At 67.8% G+C, this 18422-nt stretch carries 17 protein-coding genes; 1 reads left to right on the top strand and 16 read right to left on the bottom strand.

From position 1 onward, the window contains the following. Nucleotides 1-12 precede the first annotated feature (12 nt). The 12 genes from trpA to BP68_RS16325 form a co-directional block, all read right to left on the bottom strand. Nucleotides 13-831 carry a tryptophan synthase subunit alpha gene (trpA, locus tag BP68_RS16380; RefSeq protein WP_496373692.1) on the bottom strand — a complete coding sequence of 273 codons (819 nt, stop codon included), beginning with the start codon at nt 829-831 and terminating at the stop codon, nt 13-15. Further along, nucleotides 828-2096 carry a tryptophan synthase subunit beta gene (gene trpB / locus BP68_RS16375; protein ID WP_496373690.1) on the bottom strand — a complete coding sequence of 423 codons (1269 nt, stop codon included), beginning with the start codon at nt 2094-2096 and terminating at the stop codon, nt 828-830. The genes trpA and trpB overlap by 4 nt, the downstream gene beginning before the upstream one ends. A 6-nt stretch (nt 2097-2102) precedes the next feature. Continuing rightward, nucleotides 2103-2852 carry a phosphoribosylanthranilate isomerase gene (locus BP68_RS16370; RefSeq protein WP_496373688.1) on the bottom strand — a complete coding sequence of 250 codons (750 nt, stop codon included), beginning with the start codon at nt 2850-2852 and terminating at the stop codon, nt 2103-2105. Next, nucleotides 2849-3673, bottom strand: a complete 825-nt coding sequence (gene truA / locus BP68_RS16365; protein ID WP_496373686.1) for a tRNA pseudouridine(38-40) synthase TruA — start codon at nt 3671-3673, stop codon at nt 2849-2851. Before truA ends, BP68_RS16370 begins: the two co-directional genes overlap by 4 nt. A gap of 70 nt (nt 3674-3743) precedes the next feature. Beyond that, on the bottom strand, nt 3744-6425 hold the full coding sequence (locus BP68_RS16360; protein ID WP_496373684.1) for a motility hub landmark protein FimV: 2682 nt from the start codon (nt 6423-6425) through the stop codon (nt 3744-3746). 272 nt (nt 6426-6697) lie between these two features. Beyond that, complete coding sequence (gene asd / locus BP68_RS16355; protein WP_496373682.1) at nt 6698-7828, bottom strand: aspartate-semialdehyde dehydrogenase; 1131 nt, start codon at nt 7826-7828, stop codon at nt 6698-6700. 299 nt (nt 7829-8127) lie between these two features. Next, nucleotides 8128-9198 (bottom strand): 3-isopropylmalate dehydrogenase, encoded by a 1071-nt coding sequence (leuB, locus tag BP68_RS16350; protein WP_496373680.1) that lies wholly within the window; start codon nt 9196-9198, stop codon nt 8128-8130. 83 nt (nt 9199-9281) lie between these two features. Beyond that, nucleotides 9282-9932, bottom strand: coding sequence for a 3-isopropylmalate dehydratase small subunit (gene leuD / locus BP68_RS16345; protein ID WP_496373678.1), 651 nt, complete (start codon nt 9930-9932; stop codon nt 9282-9284). Nucleotides 9933-9954: 22 nt separating this feature from the next. After that, nucleotides 9955-10077 carry an entericidin A/B family lipoprotein gene (locus tag BP68_RS16340; RefSeq protein WP_496373676.1) on the bottom strand — a complete coding sequence of 41 codons (123 nt, stop codon included), beginning with the start codon at nt 10075-10077 and terminating at the stop codon, nt 9955-9957. Between the two features lie 11 nt (nt 10078-10088). Further along, nucleotides 10089-11510 carry a 3-isopropylmalate dehydratase large subunit gene (gene leuC, locus BP68_RS16335; protein WP_496373674.1) on the bottom strand — a complete coding sequence of 474 codons (1422 nt, stop codon included), beginning with the start codon at nt 11508-11510 and terminating at the stop codon, nt 10089-10091. Nucleotides 11511-11552: 42 nt separating this feature from the next. Beyond that, nucleotides 11553-12491: a LysR family transcriptional regulator gene (locus BP68_RS16330; RefSeq protein ID WP_496373672.1), complete on the bottom strand. Its 939-nt coding sequence runs from the start codon at nt 12489-12491 to the stop codon at nt 11553-11555. 187 nt (nt 12492-12678) lie between these two features. After that, nucleotides 12679-14043 (bottom strand): MBL fold metallo-hydrolase, encoded by a 1365-nt coding sequence (locus BP68_RS16325; RefSeq protein ID WP_496373670.1) that lies wholly within the window; start codon nt 14041-14043, stop codon nt 12679-12681. 433 nt (nt 14044-14476) lie between these two features. On the opposite strand from BP68_RS16325, the gene BP68_RS16320 reads away from it, so the two are divergent. Then, the gene (locus BP68_RS16320) at nt 14477-15190 is read left to right on the top strand and encodes an NYN domain-containing protein (RefSeq protein WP_496373668.1); all 714 of its coding nucleotides are present in this window, start codon (nt 14477-14479) and stop codon (nt 15188-15190) included. A 163-nt stretch (nt 15191-15353) separates the two neighbouring features. On the opposite strand, the gene ubiD is transcribed toward BP68_RS16320, so the two are convergent. From ubiD to ubiT, 4 genes are read right to left on the bottom strand one after another with little or no spacing between them, the layout of a single operon-like run. Continuing rightward, nucleotides 15354-16838, bottom strand: a complete 1485-nt coding sequence (gene ubiD / locus BP68_RS16315; RefSeq protein WP_496373666.1) for a 4-hydroxy-3-polyprenylbenzoate decarboxylase — start codon at nt 16836-16838, stop codon at nt 15354-15356. A 55-nt stretch (nt 16839-16893) separates the two neighbouring features. Further along, a complete protein-coding gene (locus BP68_RS16310) occupies nt 16894-17481 on the bottom strand; it encodes a UbiX family flavin prenyltransferase (RefSeq protein WP_496373664.1) in 588 nt (195 codons plus the stop codon). Beyond that, nucleotides 17474-17887, bottom strand: a complete 414-nt coding sequence (locus BP68_RS16305) for a putative zinc-binding protein (protein WP_496373662.1) — start codon at nt 17885-17887, stop codon at nt 17474-17476. Before BP68_RS16305 ends, BP68_RS16310 begins: the two co-directional genes overlap by 8 nt. After that, nucleotides 17884-18417: a ubiquinone anaerobic biosynthesis accessory factor UbiT gene (ubiT, locus tag BP68_RS16300; RefSeq protein WP_496373660.1), complete on the bottom strand. Its 534-nt coding sequence runs from the start codon at nt 18415-18417 to the stop codon at nt 17884-17886. The genes BP68_RS16305 and ubiT overlap by 4 nt, the downstream gene beginning before the upstream one ends. Between the last annotated feature and the right edge of the window lie 5 nt (nt 18418-18422).

Here is an 18422-nt window from a genome sequence, read left to right as displayed (position 1 = left end):
GCCGGGCCGTCATTATGCGTCCAGTGATTTGCGTATCGCGCGCAGGAAGTCCACCGTGATGGCGACCACCTTTTCGTGCGGCTGATCCTCGATGAGCTGGATGATGCGGCTGCCGATGACCACCGCATCGGCCACGCGGCCGATGGCCTGGGCCGTGGCCGCGTCGCGAATGCCGAAGCCCACACCGACGGGAATCTTCACATGCTCGCGGATGCGCGGCAGCATGGACTCGACGGCGGAGGTGTCCAGCGATCCAGAGCCGGTCACTCCCTTGAGCGATACGTAGTACACGTAGCCGCTGGCCACCCGGGCCACCTGCTGCATGCGCTCCGGCGTGGAGGTGGGGGCGAGCAGGAAGATCAGATCGATGCCATGGGCGCGCAGCTCATGGGCGAACTGCTCGCACTCTTCCGGCGGGTAGTCCACGACCAGCACGCCGTCCACGCCGGCCTCGCCCGCATCGCGGGCGAAAGACCCCTTGCCGTGGCGCTGCTCGTAGCGCTCAATGGGGTTGGCGTAGCCCATGAGCACCACCGGCGTGGTGCTGTTGCGCTGGCGGAAGCTGCGCACCATGTCCAGCACCTGCTGCATGCCCACGCCCAGGGCCAGGGCCTTCTCGCCCGCCTTCTGGATCACGGGGCCGTCGGCCATGGGGTCGGAGAAGGGCACGCCCAGCTCGATCACGTCGGCGCCAGCGTCCACCATGCCGTGCATCAGCGCGGGGGTGATGTCGGCGAACGGAAAGCCTGCCGTCACATAGGGAATCAGGGCCTTGCGGCCCTTGGCCTGGAGTTCGGCGAAGGTGGCGGCAATACGCTGTGGATGGCTCATGCGGCGGGCCCTCCCTTCACGTTCAATCCCCGCATCGAGGGGCGGTCGTAGAAATCGGCGCCCGACAGGTCGGCCACGGTGCCGATGTCCTTGTCGCCGCGGCCGGAGAGGTTCACGAGGATGGATTGCTGCGGCGTCATGGTCTTGGCGAGCTTCATCGCGTAGGCCACAGCGTGGCTTGATTCCAGCGCCGGGATGATGCCTTCGGTGCGGCACAGGTAGTGGAAGGCCTCAAGCGCCTCGGTGTCGGTGATGCCCACGTATTCGGCGCGGCCAATCTCCTGCAGCCAGGCATGCTCGGGGCCCACGCCGGGGTAGTCCAGGCCGGCGCTGATGCTGTGGGTTTCGGTGATCTGGCCGTTCTCGTCCTGCAGGATGAACGTGCGGTTGCCGTGCAGCACGCCGCTGGAGCCACGCTGCAGGCTGGCCGAATGCTTGCCGCTGTCCAGGCCCTCGCCCGCGGCCTCCACGCCGATCAGGCGCGTCTTCTCGAACGGAATGTAGGGGTAGAAGATGCCCATGGCGTTGCTGCCGCCGCCCACGCAGGCGACGACGGCATCGGGCTGCGTGGCGGCAAGCTTTTGCTCGGCCAGCATGGCGGGCATCTGCGTGAGGCACTCGGTGCCGATCACGCTCTGGAAGTCGCGCACCATCATCGGGTAGGGGTGGGGGCCCGCCACGGTGCCGATGATGTAGAAGGTGTTGTCCACGTTGGCCACCCAGTCGCGCATGGCCTCGTTGAGCGCGTCCTTGAGCGTCTTGCTGCCCGACTCCACAGGCACCACGGTGGCGCCCAGCAGCTTCATGCGGTAGACGTTGGGGCTTTGGCGCTTGACGTCCTCGGCGCCCATGTAGACCACGCATTCCAGGCCGTAGCGCGCGCAGATAGTGGCCGTGGCCACGCCGTGCTGGCCCGCGCCGGTCTCGGCGATGATGCGCGGCTTGCCCATGCGCTTGGCGAGCATGGCCTGGCCGATCACGTTGTTGATCTTGTGCGCGCCCGTGTGGTTGAGGTCTTCGCGCTTCAGGTAAATCTGCGCGCCCTTCATCTCGCGGCTGGTGCGCGCCGCATGGTAGATGGGCGAGGGGCGACCGACGAAATGCGCCAGCTCGTAGTGGAATTCGGCGAGGAATTCGGGGTCATGCTGGTAGCGCGCATAGGCGTCGCGCAGCTCGCCGATGGCGTGCGTCAGCGTCTCGCTGATGAAGGCGCCGCCATAGGGGCCGAAATGGCCCGAAGCATCGGGTTGGTGGTATTCAGACATACGGATTTAGGGTGCAGTTGCTGCGTCTGCCGCGCGTACGGCGGCGACGAAGCGTTGGATCTTGCCGGCGTCCTTGATGCCTTTCAGGGGCGAGCCATCGGGGCCATCGAGCTCCACGCCGGAGCTGACATCAACCGCCAGCGTCTTGCAACGCGGGCGCACTTGGCTGATGCCATCGGTCACGTTTGCAGGCGTGAGTCCACCAGACAAAACGAGGTGACAGTCGACGCTTGGAGGTAGGAGTGACCAATTGAATGCCTTGCCGCCGCCGCCATAGCCCTCGACATGGGCGTCGAGCAGGATGGCGCGGGCGCGAGAGTGATCCTGCGCGTATTTTACGAGGTCGAAGCGTGCGGCGCCTGCGTCCAGGGGAATGCGCGCGGCGCGCAGAAAGGGAATGCGCCCGCCATCGCTGGCGCGCAAGCAGTCCGCAGGCGATTCATCACCATGAAATTGCACGGTGGCACCCGACACCAAAGCGCTAGCAGCTATCACTTCAGTAGCGCTTGCGTTCACGAACAGCAGCACAGGCGTGACGAAGGGCGGTAGCCGCCGCGCCAGCGCGGCCGCCCGCTCGGGGCTGACGGCGCGCGGGCTCTTGGGGTAGAGCACGAAGCCAATGGCGTCCGCGCCGGCTTCCACGGCGGCGTCCACATCCTGCTCACGCGTGAGGCCGCAAATCTTGATGCGGGTACGGACGGCGGTGGGGGGGCGTGGTGCGGATGGGGTGAAGGTGGCTGCGACCGGGTGGCTCATGGCAGCCAATCATACGCAGCCGTGCGCGTCGGCAGGCCCCACTCGGGTCCGTACACCGGCCCCTGGAAATACAGTCCGTCGGGGGAGAACGTGGGCGCGGCCGCGTCGCGCGAGCGTGCCTCGAGCACGGCGCGCATCCAGTCCGGCGGCTGCAGCCCCTGGCCGATGGCGACGATGCAGCCCATGATGTTGCGGATCATGTGGTGCAAAAAGGCGCTGCCCTCGAACTCGAAGCGCCAGTAGCAGGGCGCGCAGCCGTGGTGGCCCGCCGATTCACCTGCGGGCATGGTGCGGCGCGTGATGTCGATGCGATGCAGCGTCTTGACGGGCGACTTGGCCTGGCAGGCCGAGGCGCGGAAGGAGGTGAAGTCGTGCTCGCCCAGCAGGTGCTGCACGCTGGCGCGCATGGCCTGCTCGTCCAGCGCATGGAACACCCAGCCCACGCGCCCCGCGTCCACACTGGGCCGCACGGGCGACTGCAGCAGCACATAGGCATAGCGGCGAGCCACGGCGCTGGCGCGCGAATGGAATGCGTCGGGCACGGGCTGCGCCCATTGCACGGCGATGTCGGCGGGCAAGAAGGTATTGGGGCCGCGCACCCAGGAGAACGGCGTGCGCTGCAACTCGGTGTCGAAGTGTACGACCTGCATCAGGCCATGCACGCCGGCATCCGTGCGCCCGGCGCAGATCGTGTGCACCGCATGAGTAGCGAAGCGGCCCAGGGCCGCTTCGAGATGGTCTTGCACGGTGTTGCCGGAGGGCTGGCTTTGCCAGCCGTTGTAGGCCTGACCGTTGTAGCTGACGCCTAGGGCCACTCTCATTGCATGCTCCCGCGGCACGGAAGGGTCACACAAACGCGGCCGATGCCGCGTGTGCGTGAAGGGCGCAGCATCAGCTCAGCTCGGCCAGCAGTCGCTGGGCACGGGTCTTCAGTTCGCCGGAGGATTCGGCGATGACTTCCTCGACCAGGGTGCGTGCGCCTTCGCTGTCACCGATGGTGTTGAACTCTTCCGCCAGCGCCAGCTTGGTGGCCAGCGGGTCGTCCGGCAGCGGCTCGGTGGCTGGGGCGGGCTTGCTGGCGGCGGGGAGCTCTACGGCAGCGGACGGCACGCTCGGGGCATGGAGGTCCAGCGACAGGTCGCCCAGGTCGAATTCCAGTGCATCCGCGGCCGGGGCGGCCTTGGCATCACGGCTGGTCAGCGACATGGCGGCAGAGTCCATCAGCGACAGGTCGTCGTCCTGCAGGTCCAGGGGAGAGGGCTCCGTCGAGACCGTTACGTTGGCAGGGGTTGGCTCCTGCTCGTTGGCGGCAGGGGCCTGATCCTGGCTCCAGGTTGCGTCGGGCAGTTCGAGATCGCCCAGATCCAGGGAGGGAATGGGGGCTTCGGCAACGGGAGGCGTGGCGGCGGGTGCTTGTGCGGCCATCGCTGCATTGGCTGCGGCGGCCACGGCGAAGGTGCTCGGTGCTGGAGCTGGCACCGGAGGCGCCTCATGCAGGTCCAGGTCGAGATCCAGGTCCAAGTCGAGGTCCGGCAGCACGGAGTCCGGGCCTACTGCGGGCGGGTTGGATGCTGCCGCACCCAGGGTGCTGGCAAAGGCCGCGGTGGGTGCCGCACCCGGCTGGCTGTCCGCCAGGGCCGCAGGCCGGCCGCCGGGCTGGTACAGCGCATTGTCGGGGTCCAGCGTGCGGCCCAGTTCCGCCACGCGGGCCCAATCGGGACCCTGGCCGTTGGTGAGCTTGAACACGTCGTTGGCCACTGATTCCAGGGCCTTGCGATCCTGGCGCTTGGCGTAGATCTCGGCCAGCTTGGCCGGAATGGACACGCGCTCAGGGTGGTGGCGCACGGCCTCCTTGAGGATTTCCTCTGCCTGCAAATCGCGGCCGTAGGCCAGGTAGACGTCCGCCTCGGCCACGGGGTCCACATCGCCGCCCGCATCCAGCTGGCTGGGCGAATAGGTCATGGAGGAGGAGCCCGTGGTGAGTTCGCTGCTGGCCGTGTCCACGCGCTGGCCACCGCTGGCGCCGAAGAAGGAGTCCGGCTGCAGACGGCTTTCGATGAAGGCGCTGTCCACGGCACCTTGGTTGCGGCGGCTCTGGGCGACGCGGTAGCCCCCGTAGCCCAGCAGGGCCAGGACCAGGGCCAGTGCGCCGCCTGCCAGCAAGGGGTCTTCCGTCAGCGAGTCGAGGAAGCTGGGCTCCTCGTACGTGACCGGCGGCTGCGGCGCCGGCTTGGGCGGGGCTGCGGGAGCGGGGGCGGTTGCTTCGCTGGGAGCGGATGCCTCGGCTGCTGGTGCTGGGGCCGCGTCGGTGGCCGGTGCTGCGGTCTCGGCGGCAGCAGCAGGATCGGTTGCGGCCTGCGTCGGCGCGGGTAGCCCTGCCGGTGCCGGCACGGCAAGGCCTGGCTGGGAGGCGGCGGGGGCCGCTGGAGCCGCGCCACCAGCAGCGGCAGGTTTTCCGGCCGGGGTGGATGCGCCGCTGATCTGGTTCAGGTCCGAGATGTTCTTCGACAGCTCGGCCATGCGGGCCGCGTTCTGATCCGCCTGCTTGTCGCGGGCCATCTGCTCGTCCGCCTTCTGGGCCTGCATGGCGCCCTTGGACAGCGTGAGCTTGTCGGGGCTGGCAACGGCCGGCTTCTTGTCTTCCACCTGCGCCTGCACGGCACCGCTGGCCGTGCGTTCCGCGGCCGCCACTTCCGCGGTGGGGGCGGCGGCGGCCATGCGGCGGCGGAATTCGCTGAAGTCGCGGCTCTGCGCCGCGACGATCTGGCGCGCCTCGGCTGCGGGCGTGGCTTGTGCGTCGGCCTCGCTGGGCATTTGCAGCATGGCGCCGGAGCGCAGGCGGTTCACGTTGCCCTTGATGAAGGCATCGGGGTTGGCGTGCATCATGGCCACCAGCATCTGGTCCAGCGAAACGCCGGCAGGGCGGTGCGCATTGGCGATGCGGCCGGCGGTATCCCCGGCGCGGACCATGACCTCGTCACCCGCCGCCGCAGGTTTGGCTGCGGGTGCGCGGCTGGGCGCTGGGGCAGGAGCGGGTGCGGCTGCTGCGCGCACTGCCGGTGCGGCCGGGGCCGCAGCGGGAGCGCGGGCTGGCGCGGAGGGGGGCACCTCGGCGCGGGCGGGAGCGACCTGCGGCGCTGCCGTCACGGCCGCCTGCGGGCGGCGCAGGGCGGGCGGGTCGAACAGCATCGTGTAGCTGCGCACGATATGGCCAGAGCTCCACGTTGCGTCGATCACCAGGTCCACAAAGGGCTCGTTGACGGGGCGGGTTCCGCTCAGGCGCAGCACCATGGAGCCGTCGGGGCGGCGGTGCAGCTGCACCTGGACGTTATGGGCCGCGGGGGAATACTCCATGCCCTGGCTGCGGAACACCTCGGGGCTGGCCGGGGCCACGCGCAGCGAGTCGGCTTCGGTGGCCGTGATCTGCGGCAGCTCAATCTCGGCGCGCAGCGGCTCGCCCAGTGCGGATTGCACATTCACGCGTCCCAGGGCCAGTGCACTGGCATCGGTGCTGTAGAGGCCAGCCGACAAAACGGCCGCGGTGGCCAAGACAGAGAATTTCCAGCGATGCATGTGTGCGGCGAATTGATTGATGGATGCTGCCATGGAGAGCGGTGTTTTTCTGGTCATGATCGGAGCCGCTCCGGAGCGTGAAAATATGTAAAAAGCACCATAGCATCAATGTTTTGCACTGACAAGCTGATGCGCGGTGCCAGCTTTTCTACCCCGTTGGAAGGGGTGGAAAAGGCCTTATGCATGTTGGTAATGGGCAACGGCAGGTAACAGGGCGTATCTGTCTAAAGTCCATAAAAAAACGGCGCCACGCGGGTGGCGCCGTCTGGTCGTCAAGCGTCCAGCAGGATGCGCAGCATGCGGCGCAGCGGCTCGGCTGCGCCCCACAGCAGTTGGTCGCCGATGGTGAAGGCGCCCACGTACTCGGGGCCCATGGCCAGCTTGCGGATGCGGCCCACGGGAATGGTCATGGTGCCGGTCACGGCCACTGGCGTCAGGTCTTGGATGGTGGCCTCGCGCGTGTTGGGCACCACCTTCACCCACTGGTTGTCGGCGGCGATCATGGCCTCAATGTCGGGCACGGGCACGTCCTTCTTGAGCTTGAAGGTCAGCGCCTGGCTGTGGCAGCGCATGGCGCCCACGCGCACGCAAAAGCCGTCCACGGGGATGGCTGCGGAGTCGAAGCCCTCGCCCATGCCGAGGATCTTGTTCGTTTCGGCCATGCCCTTCCATTCTTCCTTGGACATGCCATTGCCCAGGTCCTTGTCGATCCAGGGGATCAGCGAGCCGCCCAGCGGCACGCCGAAGTTCGCCGTTTCGCCGACCGAGAGGCTGCGCTGCTTGGCGATGACCTTGCGGTCGATCTCCAGGATGGCGCTCTTGGGGTCGTCCAGCAGTGCCTTTACCTCAGCATTCAGGGTGCCGTACTGCGTGAGCAACTCGCGCATGTGCTGGGCGCCGCCGCCGCTGGCGGCCTGGTAGGTCTGCGTGCTCATCCACTCGACCAGACCGGCCTTGTACAGCGCGCCCACGCCCATCAGCATGCAGCTGACGGTGCAGTTGCCGCCGACCCAGTCCTTGCCGCCGTTCGCCAGGGCGTTCTTGATCACCGGCATGTTGACCGGATCCAGCACGATCACGGCGTTCTTTTCCATGCGCAGCGCGGAGGCTGCATCGATCCAGTGGCCGTTCCAGCCGGCGGCGCGCAGCTTGGGGTACACATCGTTGGTGTAGTCGCCGCCCTGGGCCGTGATGATGATCTCGCAGCGCTTGAGCTGGTCGATGTTGAATGCGTCCTGCAGCGTGGTTTCGTTCTTGGCCTGCGCCGGAGCCTTGCCGCCCGCGTTCGAGGTGGAGAAGAACAGGGGCTCGATCAGATCGAAGTCCTTTTCCTGCACCATGCGGTCCATGAGAACCGAGCCGACCATGCCGCGCCAGCCAACCAAACCTACCAACTTGCTCATTTTCAACGCCCTTTCAAAGTAAAAACAGTACGCACCCGACCGGTGGCTGCCTTCTTTCGTCCCCGGCTCGTCTGGGCCAGGGAGGGCGCACGACGATACCGGAGCTGGATCAGCCCGTAATGGTCGTGGTTTTGGTGATTGCGCGCGCTGCCGGACCTGCCGTGGCGGCAGGAGCTGTGTTCAGGGCGAACGGGCGGGCGGCAAACATAGGCGCACATTGTAGCGGACACGCCGCCCGTGTGTACGGGCGGTGCATGGGGCATGCGGGTGGCGGCTGTGCTGCCACCCGCCTGGCACGATCAGCCCAGCGCCTTCACCACCGCGTCGCCCATCTGCACCGTGCCGACCTTGGTCGTGCCTTCGCTGTAGATGTCGGGCGTGCGCAGGCCCTGGGCCAGCACCTTCTGCACGGCGGCCTCGATGCGGCGGGCGGCTTCTTCCTGGTTCAGGCTGAAGCGCAGCATCATCGCGGCGCTCAAGATGGTGGCCAGCGGGTTGGCCACGCCCTTGCCGGCGATGTCGGGCGCGCTGCCGTGGCTGGGCTCGTACAGGCCCTGCTTGCGGTCGTTCAGCGATGCGGAAGGCAGCATGCCGATGGAGCCGGTAAGCATGGACGCCTCATCGCTCAGGATGTCGCCGAACATGTTGCCGGTGACGATCACGTCGAAGGCCTTGGGCGCCTTCACCAACTGCATGGCGGCGTTGTCCACGTACATGTGCTGCAGCTCCACGTCGGGGTAGTCCTTGTGCACCTCGGTGACCACGTCCTTCCAGAACTGGAAGGTTTCCAGCACGTTGGCCTTGTCCACGCTGGTCACCTTCTTGCTGCGCTTGCGCGCGGCCTCGAAGGCGACGCGGGCGATGCGCTCGATCTCGGGGCGGCTGTAGCGCATGGTGTCGAAGGCTTCCTCGGCGCCGGGGAAGTGGCCGTCCACGGCCGTGCGGCGGCCGCGCGGCTGGCCGAAGTAGATGTCGCCCGTCAGCTCGCGGATGATGAGAATGTCCAGGCCGGCGACCAGCTCGGGCTTGAGGCTGGAGGCGTGCGTGAGCTGCTCGTAGCAGATGGCCGGGCGGAAGTTGGCGAACAGGCCCAGGTGCTTGCGCAGGCCCAGGATGGCCTGCTCGGGGCGCAGCGGGCGGTCCAGCGTGTCGTACTTCCAGTCGCCCACGGCGCCGAACAGGATGGCGTCGGCCTGCTGCGCGAGCTTGAGGGTGGACTCGGGCAGCGGGTGCCCGGCGGCCTCGTAGGCGGCGCCGCCCACGGGGGCGGTTTCCATCTCCAGCGGAAGCTGGAGCGCCTTCAGCACCTTGACGGCTTCGGCAACGATCTCGGGGCCAATGCCGTCACCCGGCAGAACTGCGATTTTCATGGTTGTTTCACTTCTGATTTGATAGCTGTCAGCGCTTGATGGGTGGCGCTGGAAGGTGATTTGGCTTGTAACTGGCCAGCGAATCACGAGGCCATGGTGTGGGCCAGCCAGGGCTTGGTGGCCAGGCGCTGGGCCTCGAAGGCACGGATCTTGTCCGCGTGGCGCAGCGTCAGGCCGATGTCGTCGAAGCCGTTGAGCAGGCAGTACTTGCGGAAAGGGATCACGTCGAAGGCGATTTCCTCTCCCTGCGGACGAACGATCACCTGGCGCTCCAGGTCGATGGTGAGCTGGTAGCCGGGGAAGGCCGCGACCTCGTTGAACAGCTGGTCCACCGTGGCCTCGGGCAGCACGATGGGCAGCAGGCCGTTCTTGAAGCAGTTGTTGAAGAAGATGTCGGCAAAGCTCGGCGCAATGACAGCGCGAAAGCCGTACTGGTCCAGCGCCCAGGGCGCATGCTCGCGGCTGGAGCCGCAGCCGAAGTTCTTGCGCGCCAGCAGGATGCTCGCGCCCGCATAGCGCGGCTGGTTCAGCACGAAGTCGGGATTGGGCTTGCGCGATGCCGGGTCCTGGCCGGGCTCGCCGTGGTCCAGGTAGCGCCATTCGTCGAACAGGTTCACGCCGAAGCCGGTCTTCTTGATCGACTTGAGGAACTGCTTGGGGATGATGGCGTCGGTGTCGACGTTCTCGCGGTCCATGGGGGCGACGAGGCCCTGGTGGATGGTGAATTTCTGCATGGTGTGTGTCCCTTTGGTCCTCTTACTTGGCGGCGCGCTCGATGGCGTTGCCGGCGCGCTGCACGTCCTGGCCCATGCCCTTGACGGTGTTGCAGCCGGCCAGAACGAAGGCCAGGGCCAGCAGGGCGGCGAGTGGTTTGGTCATGGCAAGAGTCCTCAGGCGAATTGGCGGATGTCCACGAAGTGGCCGTGAATGGCGGCCGCGGCGGCCATGGCGGGGCTGACCAGGTGCGTGCGCCCGCCCGCGCCCTGGCGGCCCTCGAAGTTGCGGTTGGAGGTAGAGGCGCAACGCTCGCCGGGCTCCAGGCGGTCGGCGTTCATGGCCAGGCACATGCTGCAGCCGGGCTCGCGCCACTCGAAGCCCGCGGCGCGGAAGATCTCGTGCAGCCCCTCGCGCTCGGCCTGCTCCTTCACCAGGCCCGAGCCCGGCACGACCATGGCCAGCTTGATGTTCTTGGCCACCTTCTGGCCCAGCTTCCTGACCACGGCGGCGGCCTCGCGCATGTCCTCGATGCGGCTGTTGGTGCAGCTACCGATGAACACCTTGTCCACGAAGATGTCGTTGATCGGCTTGCCCGGCGTGAGCGCCATGTAGGTCAGCGCGCGCTCGATGGCGCCGCGCTTGCTGGCGTCCTTTTCCTTGTCGGGGTCGGGCACCGTGGCGTCCACGCCCAGCACCATCTCGGGGCTGGTGCCCCAGGTGACCTGGGGCACGATGTCCGCGGCGTTCAGCTCCACCACGGCGTCGAACTGCGCGTCGGCGTCGGAGTGCAGCGTCTTCCAATACGCCACGGCCTGGTCCCACTCCATGCCCGTGGGCGCCAGCGGGCGGCCCTTCACGTAGTCGATGGTCTTGTCGTCCACGGCCACCAGGCCGGCGCGCGCACCGGCCTCGATGGCCATGTTGCACACCGTCATGCGGCCTTCCATCGACAGGGCGCGGATGGCGTCGCCCGCGAACTCGATGGTGTAGCCCGTGCCGCCGGCCGTGCCGATCTTGCCGATGATGGCCAGCACGATGTCCTTGGCCGTGATGCCGGGGGCCACCTTGCCGCTCACCTTCACCAGCATGTTCTTGGCCTTCTTGGCCAGCAGGGTCTGCGTGGCCATCACGTGCTCGACTTCGCTGGTGCCGATGCCGTGGGCCAGCGCGCCGAAGGCGCCGTGCGTGGACGTGTGCGAGTCACCGCACACCACCGTCATGCCGGGCAGGGTGGCGCCGTTCTCGGGGCCGATCACGTGCACGATGCCCTGGCGCTTGCTCATGAACGGGAAGAACGCGGCCGCGCCCACCTCGGCGATGTTCTTGTCCAGCGTGGTGATCTGCTCCTTGCTGATCGGATCGGCAATGCCGTCGTAGCCCAGCTCCCAGCCGGTGGTGGGCGTGTTGTGGTCGGCCGTGGCCACGATGGAACTCACGCGCCAGACCTTGCGGCCCGCCTGGCGCAGGCCCTCGAAGGCCTGCGGGCTGGTCACCTCGTGCACCAGATGGCGGTCGATGTAGAGAACGGCGGTGCCGTCTTCCTCGGTGTGGACGACGTGCTCGTCGAAGATCTTGTCGTACAGGGTGCGTCCCATGGCGGTCTCGTTTCGTGGTTCAGTGATGGGGTGATTGGAATTCTAGGTGGGGCTGGCCGGGGCCTCCCCGGGCGCCAGGTGCTCGACCAGCAGCCGCGCGGTGACGGGCAGGGCGTCGAAGTCGCGCGCCACCAGGCGCAGCTCGCGCTGGGCCCAGGGCGCGTCCAGGCGCACGGCGGCCAGGCGCCCCACGCCGTGCATGAGCGCAAAGGCGCGGTCGGGCAGCAGGCCCACGCCCAGGCCGTTGTCGATCATGCGGCACATGGCGTCCAGGCTCGTCACCTGGATGCGCTGGCGCAGCGGCCGCCCGGCCTGCGCGGCGGCCTGGCGCATGGCCAGGCTGATGCTGCTGCCCACGTGCAGGCCGACGATGTCCCAGTCCAGCACCTCGTCGAAGGCAATGGCTTGCCGCGCGGCCAGGGCGTGCGTCTGCGGCACCACCAGCACCAGCCGGTCGCTGCGGTAGGGGCGGCTTTGCAGGCCCTCGTGGGCCGTGGCTGCGGACACGTTGCAAATGCCCAGGTCCGCAGCGCCCTCGTGCACGGCGTGCAGCACGTCGGGCGACAGGTGTTCCTGCAGGTCGATCTTGATCTGGCTGTGCGTGCGGGCGAAGGCGCCCAGGTCTTCGGGCAGAAACTGCACGATGGCCGAGATATTGGCGTGCATGCGCACATGGCCGCGCACGCCCTCGGCGTACTCGCTCAGCTCGCCCTGCATGCGCTCCAGGCCGAAGAGCACGGTGCGCGCGTGGTGCAGCAGGCTCTCGCCCGCGGGCGTCAGCGTCACGCCGCGGCTGTGGCGGTACAGCAGGGCGGTATCGACGGCGGCCTCCAGGTCGGACAGCCGCTTGCTCACCGCCGATGCGGCGATGAACTCGCGCTCGGCCGCGCGGCCGATGCTGCCCAGTTCGCAGACGGCCACGAACAGTTGCAGAGAGGTCAGGTCGATACGGCGCGCAAAACTGCGCTCGGAGCTTTTCATCGGTGGGGGTGCGGCTTCTCGTTTGGAGAAGTGATCATCGCATTTTCCCCTTGGTGTGCGGGTTTTGTCATCGTGAAACGCGATGGCAATCATGCCGCCATGCGCACCGCTGACGGGTGTTTGCTCCTGATTTAATAGCTGTTTTCGCTTGCTGTATAAGCGCTGTGGCCTGTTTTTGCTTGAACTTTCAAAGCGTCACGGTTTCGCCATGCTCCGGCACGTCGGCGGACCAGCGCAGCTGGTGCTCGATGCGCTGGCGCAGCATGTCGGCCGCGGGCAGCTCGCCGTGCACCACGTACACCCGGCGCGGCGCGGCGGGCATGGCGCGCAGCCAGTCCAGCAGCTGGCCGCCGTCGGCATGGGCCGAGGCCGTGGCCAGTTGCACCACCTCGGCGCGAATCTGCACGTCGCGCCCCAGGATGCGGATGCTCTTCTCGCCCGCGGCCAGGCGCGCGCCGCGCGTGCCGCCGGCCTGGTGGCCGGTCAGCACGATCATGTTGCGGTGGTCGCCCGCGTGCAGGGCCAGGTGGTGCAGCACGCGCCCGCCCGTGGCCATGCCGCTGGCCGACAGGATCACGCGCGGCCCGTGCAGGCGCGCCAGCGCCTTGGACTCGTCCACGCTGTGCACCAGCGTCGTGCCGCGCGCCATGGCGTGCAGCTCGGAGCGGCTCAGCCGCAGCTCGCCCATGTGGTCGTGGAACAGCTGCGTGGCGCTCACGGCCATGGGGCTGTCCAGGTACACCGGCAGGCCCGACGGCAGCTCGCCACGGCTCTTGAGCAGGGCGATCGCGTGCAGCACCGTCTGCGCGCGCCCCACGGCGAACACCGGCACCACGGCCACGCCGCCGCGCGCGGCCAGGCGCGACAGGGCGGGGCCCAGCTCATCGAGCACCGAGCCCGGCGGGTGGCTGCGGTCGCCGTAGGTCGATTCGACCAGCACCGTGTCGGCAGCGGGGGGCGCGTCGGGCGCGTGCATCAGCAGATCGTCCGGCCGCCCCAGGTCGCCCGAGAACAGAATGCGCCGCCCGCCCACCTCCAGCAGCACGCTGGCCGCGCCCAGGATGTGGCCCGCGCGCAGGAAGGTGGCGCGCCAGCCGGGCAGGGGCTCGAACGCCTGGTGCACGGGCTGCACGCGCAGCAGCGCCAGGCTGTGCTGTGCGTCCAGGCGCGTGTACAGCGGCAGCGCGGGCTCGTGCTTGCTGAGGTGGTGGCGGTTGAGGTAGTTGGCGTCTTCCTCCTGCAGGTGGCCGCTGTCGGGCAGCAAGATGGCGCACAGGTCGCGCGTGCCGGCCGTGCAGAACACCGGGCCGCCAAAGCCATCGCGCGCCAGCAGCGGCAGGTAGCCCGAATGGTCCAGGTGGGCATGGGTGAGCAGCACGGCGTCCACCTCATGCGGCGCCACCGGCAAGGCGTGCCAGTTGCGCAGCCGCAGCTGCTTGTAGCCCTGGAACAGGCCGCAGTCCACCAGCAGCGACTGGCCGCCGTGGCGCACAAGGTACTTGGAGCCGGTGACCGTGCCGGCCCCGCCGAGGAAGGTGATGCTGACGCTCATGGGATTCCTGCTGGTTGGGTGGCTCCAGCGTAGCAATGCTGCGGCGGGCCTGCAAATGACCCGGCGCAGAGTTGCGTTGGTTGCACCGGTACAGGGCGGCTGATGAGCGGCGGATTGCCAAGATTCCTGGTGGGTGCTGCAACGCAACGGGGGGCGGAACGCCATCGCGCCATCTGGCCGGCGCGTTCTCTGCAAGCGTTTGTTATGGCTTTTGGGCCAAAAATCGGAAGCGCTTGACGGGAGCGCGACGTATGCCGTTTGATATTGGTCAGCCGGCTCGGTGACATGACCTTGTGACAGGGCGAGCACGTTCAACGTGCGTTTGACACCTATCGGTGGCGGACTTCGTTTCCACGTAAAGCACCAAGCATAATTTCCATTCTGCGAGCTCGAGCTTGCTATTGATGCATTTGCAACTCGGAGGTAAACGGACTTGGCCAATTCAGATGTTCTACGGCTAGCGGTGCTCATTGACGCCGACAACGCTTCTGCGAGCGTGGCGAAGGAGTTGCTAGAGGAAGTGGCGAAATACGGGACGGCCACAGTGAAGCGGGCTTTCGGAGACTGGACCACTCAGAATTTGGTGGGATGGAAAGCGTGCCTTCATCGCCATGCGATCCAGCCTGTGCAGCAGTTTTCTTACACCACAGGCAAGAACTCGACAGACTCGGCGTTCATCATCGACGCGATGGATTTGTTGTATGGAGGAAACGTGGATGGGTTTTGTTTGGTCTCGAGCGATAGTGATTTCACTCGGCTAGCGACTCGGTTGCGCGAGGCCGGCAAGACCGTTTACGGTCTTGGTGAACGAAAAACACCAGAGCCATTCATCGCAGCATGCGACAAGTTCATATTCTTTGAGGTTTTGAAGAAGCCGACAGGCACTGCAGCGGCCGCACTGCAGTTACCAGATGTGCCTGAATTGAAGGATCTACTTTCTCACGCGATCCGCGAGACTGCTCGAGAGACCGGGTGGTCGCGCTTGGCTACGGTAGGTAGCCTGCTTGGTAAAACACATAGCTCGTTTGATCCACGGAACTATGGGTTCAAGAAGCTCAATGAACTTGTCCGCGCTCAGCCGTTTATTGAGGTGGCCGACACCGCGGATTCCACAGGTTTTGTTCATGTCGAGGTGCGTTTGAAGTAAGACGCGCGTTCCCAAAGCAACTCCACGTCCGGCAATGCATGCTTTGGGGTCGCTTATCGCTCGTCACCTCGCTGCGGCGGGTGGCTGCGAAGTACGGGACTGGGCGACCACGCGTGAGGGCAATACGCAGCAAGCTCAGGAAGCCGCCACCGACAGCAGCAGGCTACAACCTCAACTGATCCGCCAGTGCGTGCATGCGCGCGCTGACGGCGGCGTCCATGGCCATGGGCCGCCCCCATTCGCGCTGGGTTTCGCCGGGCCATTTGTTGGTGGCGTCCAGCCCCATCTTGCTGCCCAGGCCGGCCACGGGCGAGGCGAAGTCCAGGTAATCGATGGGCGTGTGCTCGATCAGCATCGTGTCGCGCGCCGGGTCCATGCGGGTGGTCAGGGCCCAGATGACTTCGGGCCATGAGCGCGCGTCCACGTCTTCGTCCACCACCACGATGAACTTGGTGTACAGAAACTGGCGCAGGTGGCTCCACACGCCCATCATCACGCGCCGCGCGTGGCCGGCGTAAGCCTTGCGGATGCGCACCACGGCCATGCGGTAACTGCAGGCCTCGGGCGGCAGGTAGAAGTCGATGATCTCGGGGAAGGCGCGCTGCAGCAGCGGCACGAACAGTTCGTTGAGCGCCAGACCCAGCATGGCGGGCTCGTCGGGCGGCTTGCCGGTGTAGGTGCTGTGGTACAGGGCGTCTTCGCGCAGCGTGATGCGCTCCACGGTGAACACGGGAAATTCGGCGCATTCGTTGTAGTAGCCGGTGTGGTCGCCGTAGGGGCCTTCCAGCGCGTGCTGCCAGCCGCTGGGGTGGTTGGCGTCGGGGTGGATGTGGCCTTCCAGCACGATTTCGGCGCTGGCCGGCACCTGCAGCGGCACGCCCAGGGCGGGGGCGACTTCGGTGCGGGCGCCGCGCAGCAGGCCGGCGAACTGGTATTCCGACAGCGTGTCGGGCACGGGCGTGACGGCGCCCAGGAGGGTGGCCGGGTCGGCCCCGATGGCCACGGCCACCGGGTAGGGCTGGCCGGGGTGCAGGCGGCAGTGGTCGGCAAAGTCCAGCGCGCCGCCGCGGTGCGACAGCCAGCGCATGATGAGCTGGTTCTTGCCCAGCAGCTGCTGGCGGTAGATGCCCAGGTTCTGGCGCTTCTTCAGCGGCCCACGCGTGATGGTGAGGCCCCAGGTGACCAGCGGCGCCACGTCGCCGGGCCAGCAGTGCTGGATGGGCAGGCGGGTCAGGTCCACGTCGTCGCCCTCCCACACCGCCTGCTGGCAGGGCGGGCGGCGCACCTCTGCCGGGGCCATGCTCCACAGCGTCTTGAGCAGGTCGCGTTTGCCCCACAGGTCTTTCACGCCGCGCGGCGGCTCGGGCTCCTTGAGCTGCGCCAGCACTTCGCCAAAGGCGCGGATCTCGGGCAGCCCGGCCACGCCCAGCGCGCGCGCCACGCGGCCGGGCGTGCCAAACAGGTTGGCCAGCACTGGCATGGCGTGGCCCGTGGGGTTTTCAAACAGCAGCGCCGGGCCGCCGGCGCGCAGCACGCGGTCGGCCAGCGCGGTCATTTCCAGGTGGGGCGATACGGGCGCGGTGATGCGGCGCAGCTCGCCCGCGGCCTCCAGTTGGGCCATGAAGTCGCGCAGGTCGCGGTAATGCATATTTGAATGAAATTGGCCTCTGACGCTTTCTGGGTAAGCGTGAGTAGCTATCAAATCAGGAGTTTGGCGGCAGCCCCTGCCAGCGCGGGGCCAGCGCGTTCTCGATGCCCAGCAGGTCCAGCGCGCGCGCCACGCTGTGGTCCACGATCTCGCCCACGGTGGTGGGGCGCTGGTAGAACGCGGGCATGGGCGGGCAGACGATGGCGCCCATCTCGGTCACCGTGGCCATGTTGCGCAGGTGCACCAGGTGCAGCGGCGATTCGCGCACCATCAGCACCAGGCGGCGGCGTTCCTTCAGCGTCACGTCGGCCGCGCGGGTCAGCAGGTTGTCGGCCAGGCCGTGGGCCACGGCCGCCAGCGTGCGCATGGAGCAGGGCGCGATGACCATGCCCTGCGCGGCGAACGAGCCGCTGGCGATGCTGGCGCCCACGTTGTCCAGGTCGTGCACCACGTCGGCCAGGGCCTCGACGCTGGGGCGGTCCATGTCCAGTTCGTGCTGCAGGTTGCGCCAGCCGGCGCCCGAGACGACGAGGTGCGATTCGACATGCGGCATGTCCTGCAGCGCCTGCAGCAGGCGTGCGCCGTACACGGCGCCGCTGGCGCCGGAGATGCCGACGATGACGCGGCGCGCGGGCTCAGCCATGGGCGGCCTCTTGCGCGGCGGCGGGGCGCAGCGGCTGCGCGCGCAGGTCGGCCTCGATGCGCGCCAGCACCTCGGCTGCCTGGTCGGGGTCGAAGTCCTCATGGGCGCGCCTTTTCACGCCGTACTGGTGCAACTGGTAGTGCCGCGCGGGCGCGATGCCGTGGCGCGCCAGGCTGCTGTGCACGCACACCAGAGGGCAGCCGTCCAGCGCGATGATGGGGCGGCCCGAGTGGGCGAGCTGGACCAGCTTGGGCACGTCGCCGCCCACGCCGGCAATGCACGACATCTCGGCCACGCCATGGCGGTCCAGCCGCAGCGCCACATGGTTGGCCAGCTGCGCGGCGCTGGAGCAGCCCGAGCAGGAATACACCAGCGGCTGGTTGTCGGCGGGGGCGGGCTCGGTCATGGGCGGCCTCCGCGGAAGGGCGGCAGGGGCAGCGGCGGCAGCTGGCGCGCAAGGTGGGCCAGGTGCGGCGCCCGGCGCGCCAGCACGGCGCGCGGCGACCAGTGGGCCGGGTCGAGCACGGGCAGCTCGATGGCGTCCAGCGCGTTCTTCACCACCAGGCCCAGCTCGGTGTCGCCCTCCATCACCAGGCGGCGGTTGAAGAACAGGGTGTCCGGGTCCTGGCGGCGCTGGGCCAGCAGCACGAAGTCCTGCGCGTTGGCGCTGATGGCCAGGTCGGGCTGGGCCTGAGGCGCGCTGGGCGTGAAGCGTTGGCCGGTCCAGGCGAAGTCGAAGGCCAGGCGCGCGTCGCGCACGCGGATGGACAGGCGCTTGCCCTTCAGCAGCGCCTTCACATCGTCGGGCAGGTGGCGTGCCAGCGCCAGGTTGATGGCCGTGACCAGCAGCACCGAGCCCGGGTAGGCGGGCAGGCGCGCGAGCACGGCGCCCACGGGGCGCGGCAGGGTGAAGGGGGCGGGCGGGGTGGTGGTCATGGGGG

The organism is Diaphorobacter oryzae DSM 22780, assembly GCF_059568935.1.
The sequence above is the reverse complement of the archived record's forward strand: the minus strand, read 5'-3'. Positions and strand labels throughout refer to the sequence as shown.

Bases quoted from the DNA above. Each gene is read 5' to 3' on its own strand.
- trpB (WP_496373690.1), bottom strand. From the start codon at position 2,096: ATGTCTGAATACCACCAACCCGATGCTTCGGGCCATTTCGGCCCCTAT.
- BP68_RS16310 (WP_496373664.1), bottom strand. From the start codon at position 17,481: ATGGCTGAGCCCGCGCGCCGCGTCATCGTCGGCATCTCCGGCGCCAGC.
- BP68_RS16330 (WP_496373672.1), bottom strand. From the start codon at position 12,491: ATGAAAAGCTCCGAGCGCAGTTTTGCGCGCCGTATCGACCTGACCTCT.
- leuC (WP_496373674.1), bottom strand. From the start codon at position 11,510: ATGGGACGCACCCTGTACGACAAGATCTTCGACGAGCACGTCGTCCAC.
- leuB (WP_496373680.1), bottom strand. From the start codon at position 9,198: ATGAAAATCGCAGTTCTGCCGGGTGACGGCATTGGCCCCGAGATCGTT.
- BP68_RS16370 (WP_496373688.1), bottom strand. From the start codon at position 2,852: ATGAGCCACCCGGTCGCAGCCACCTTCACCCCATCCGCACCACGCCCC.
- BP68_RS16360 (WP_496373684.1), bottom strand. From the start codon at position 6,425: ATGCATCGCTGGAAATTCTCTGTCTTGGCCACCGCGGCCGTTTTGTCG.
- BP68_RS16340 (WP_496373676.1), bottom strand. From the start codon at position 10,077: ATGACCAAACCACTCGCCGCCCTGCTGGCCCTGGCCTTCGTTCTGGCC.
- ubiD (WP_496373666.1), bottom strand. From the start codon at position 16,838: ATGCATTACCGCGACCTGCGCGACTTCATGGCCCAACTGGAGGCCGCG.
- BP68_RS16305 (WP_496373662.1), bottom strand. From the start codon at position 17,887: ATGACCGAGCCCGCCCCCGCCGACAACCAGCCGCTGGTGTATTCCTGC.
- trpA (WP_496373692.1), bottom strand. From the start codon at position 831: ATGAGCCATCCACAGCGTATTGCCGCCACCTTCGCCGAACTCCAGGCC.
- leuD (WP_496373678.1), bottom strand. From the start codon at position 9,932: ATGCAGAAATTCACCATCCACCAGGGCCTCGTCGCCCCCATGGACCGC.
- BP68_RS16325 (WP_496373670.1), bottom strand. From the start codon at position 14,043: ATGAGCGTCAGCATCACCTTCCTCGGCGGGGCCGGCACGGTCACCGGC.
- asd (WP_496373682.1), bottom strand. From the start codon at position 7,828: ATGAGCAAGTTGGTAGGTTTGGTTGGCTGGCGCGGCATGGTCGGCTCG.
- truA (WP_496373686.1), bottom strand. From the start codon at position 3,673: ATGAGAGTGGCCCTAGGCGTCAGCTACAACGGTCAGGCCTACAACGGC.
- ubiT (WP_496373660.1), bottom strand. From the start codon at position 18,417: ATGACCACCACCCCGCCCGCCCCCTTCACCCTGCCGCGCCCCGTGGGC.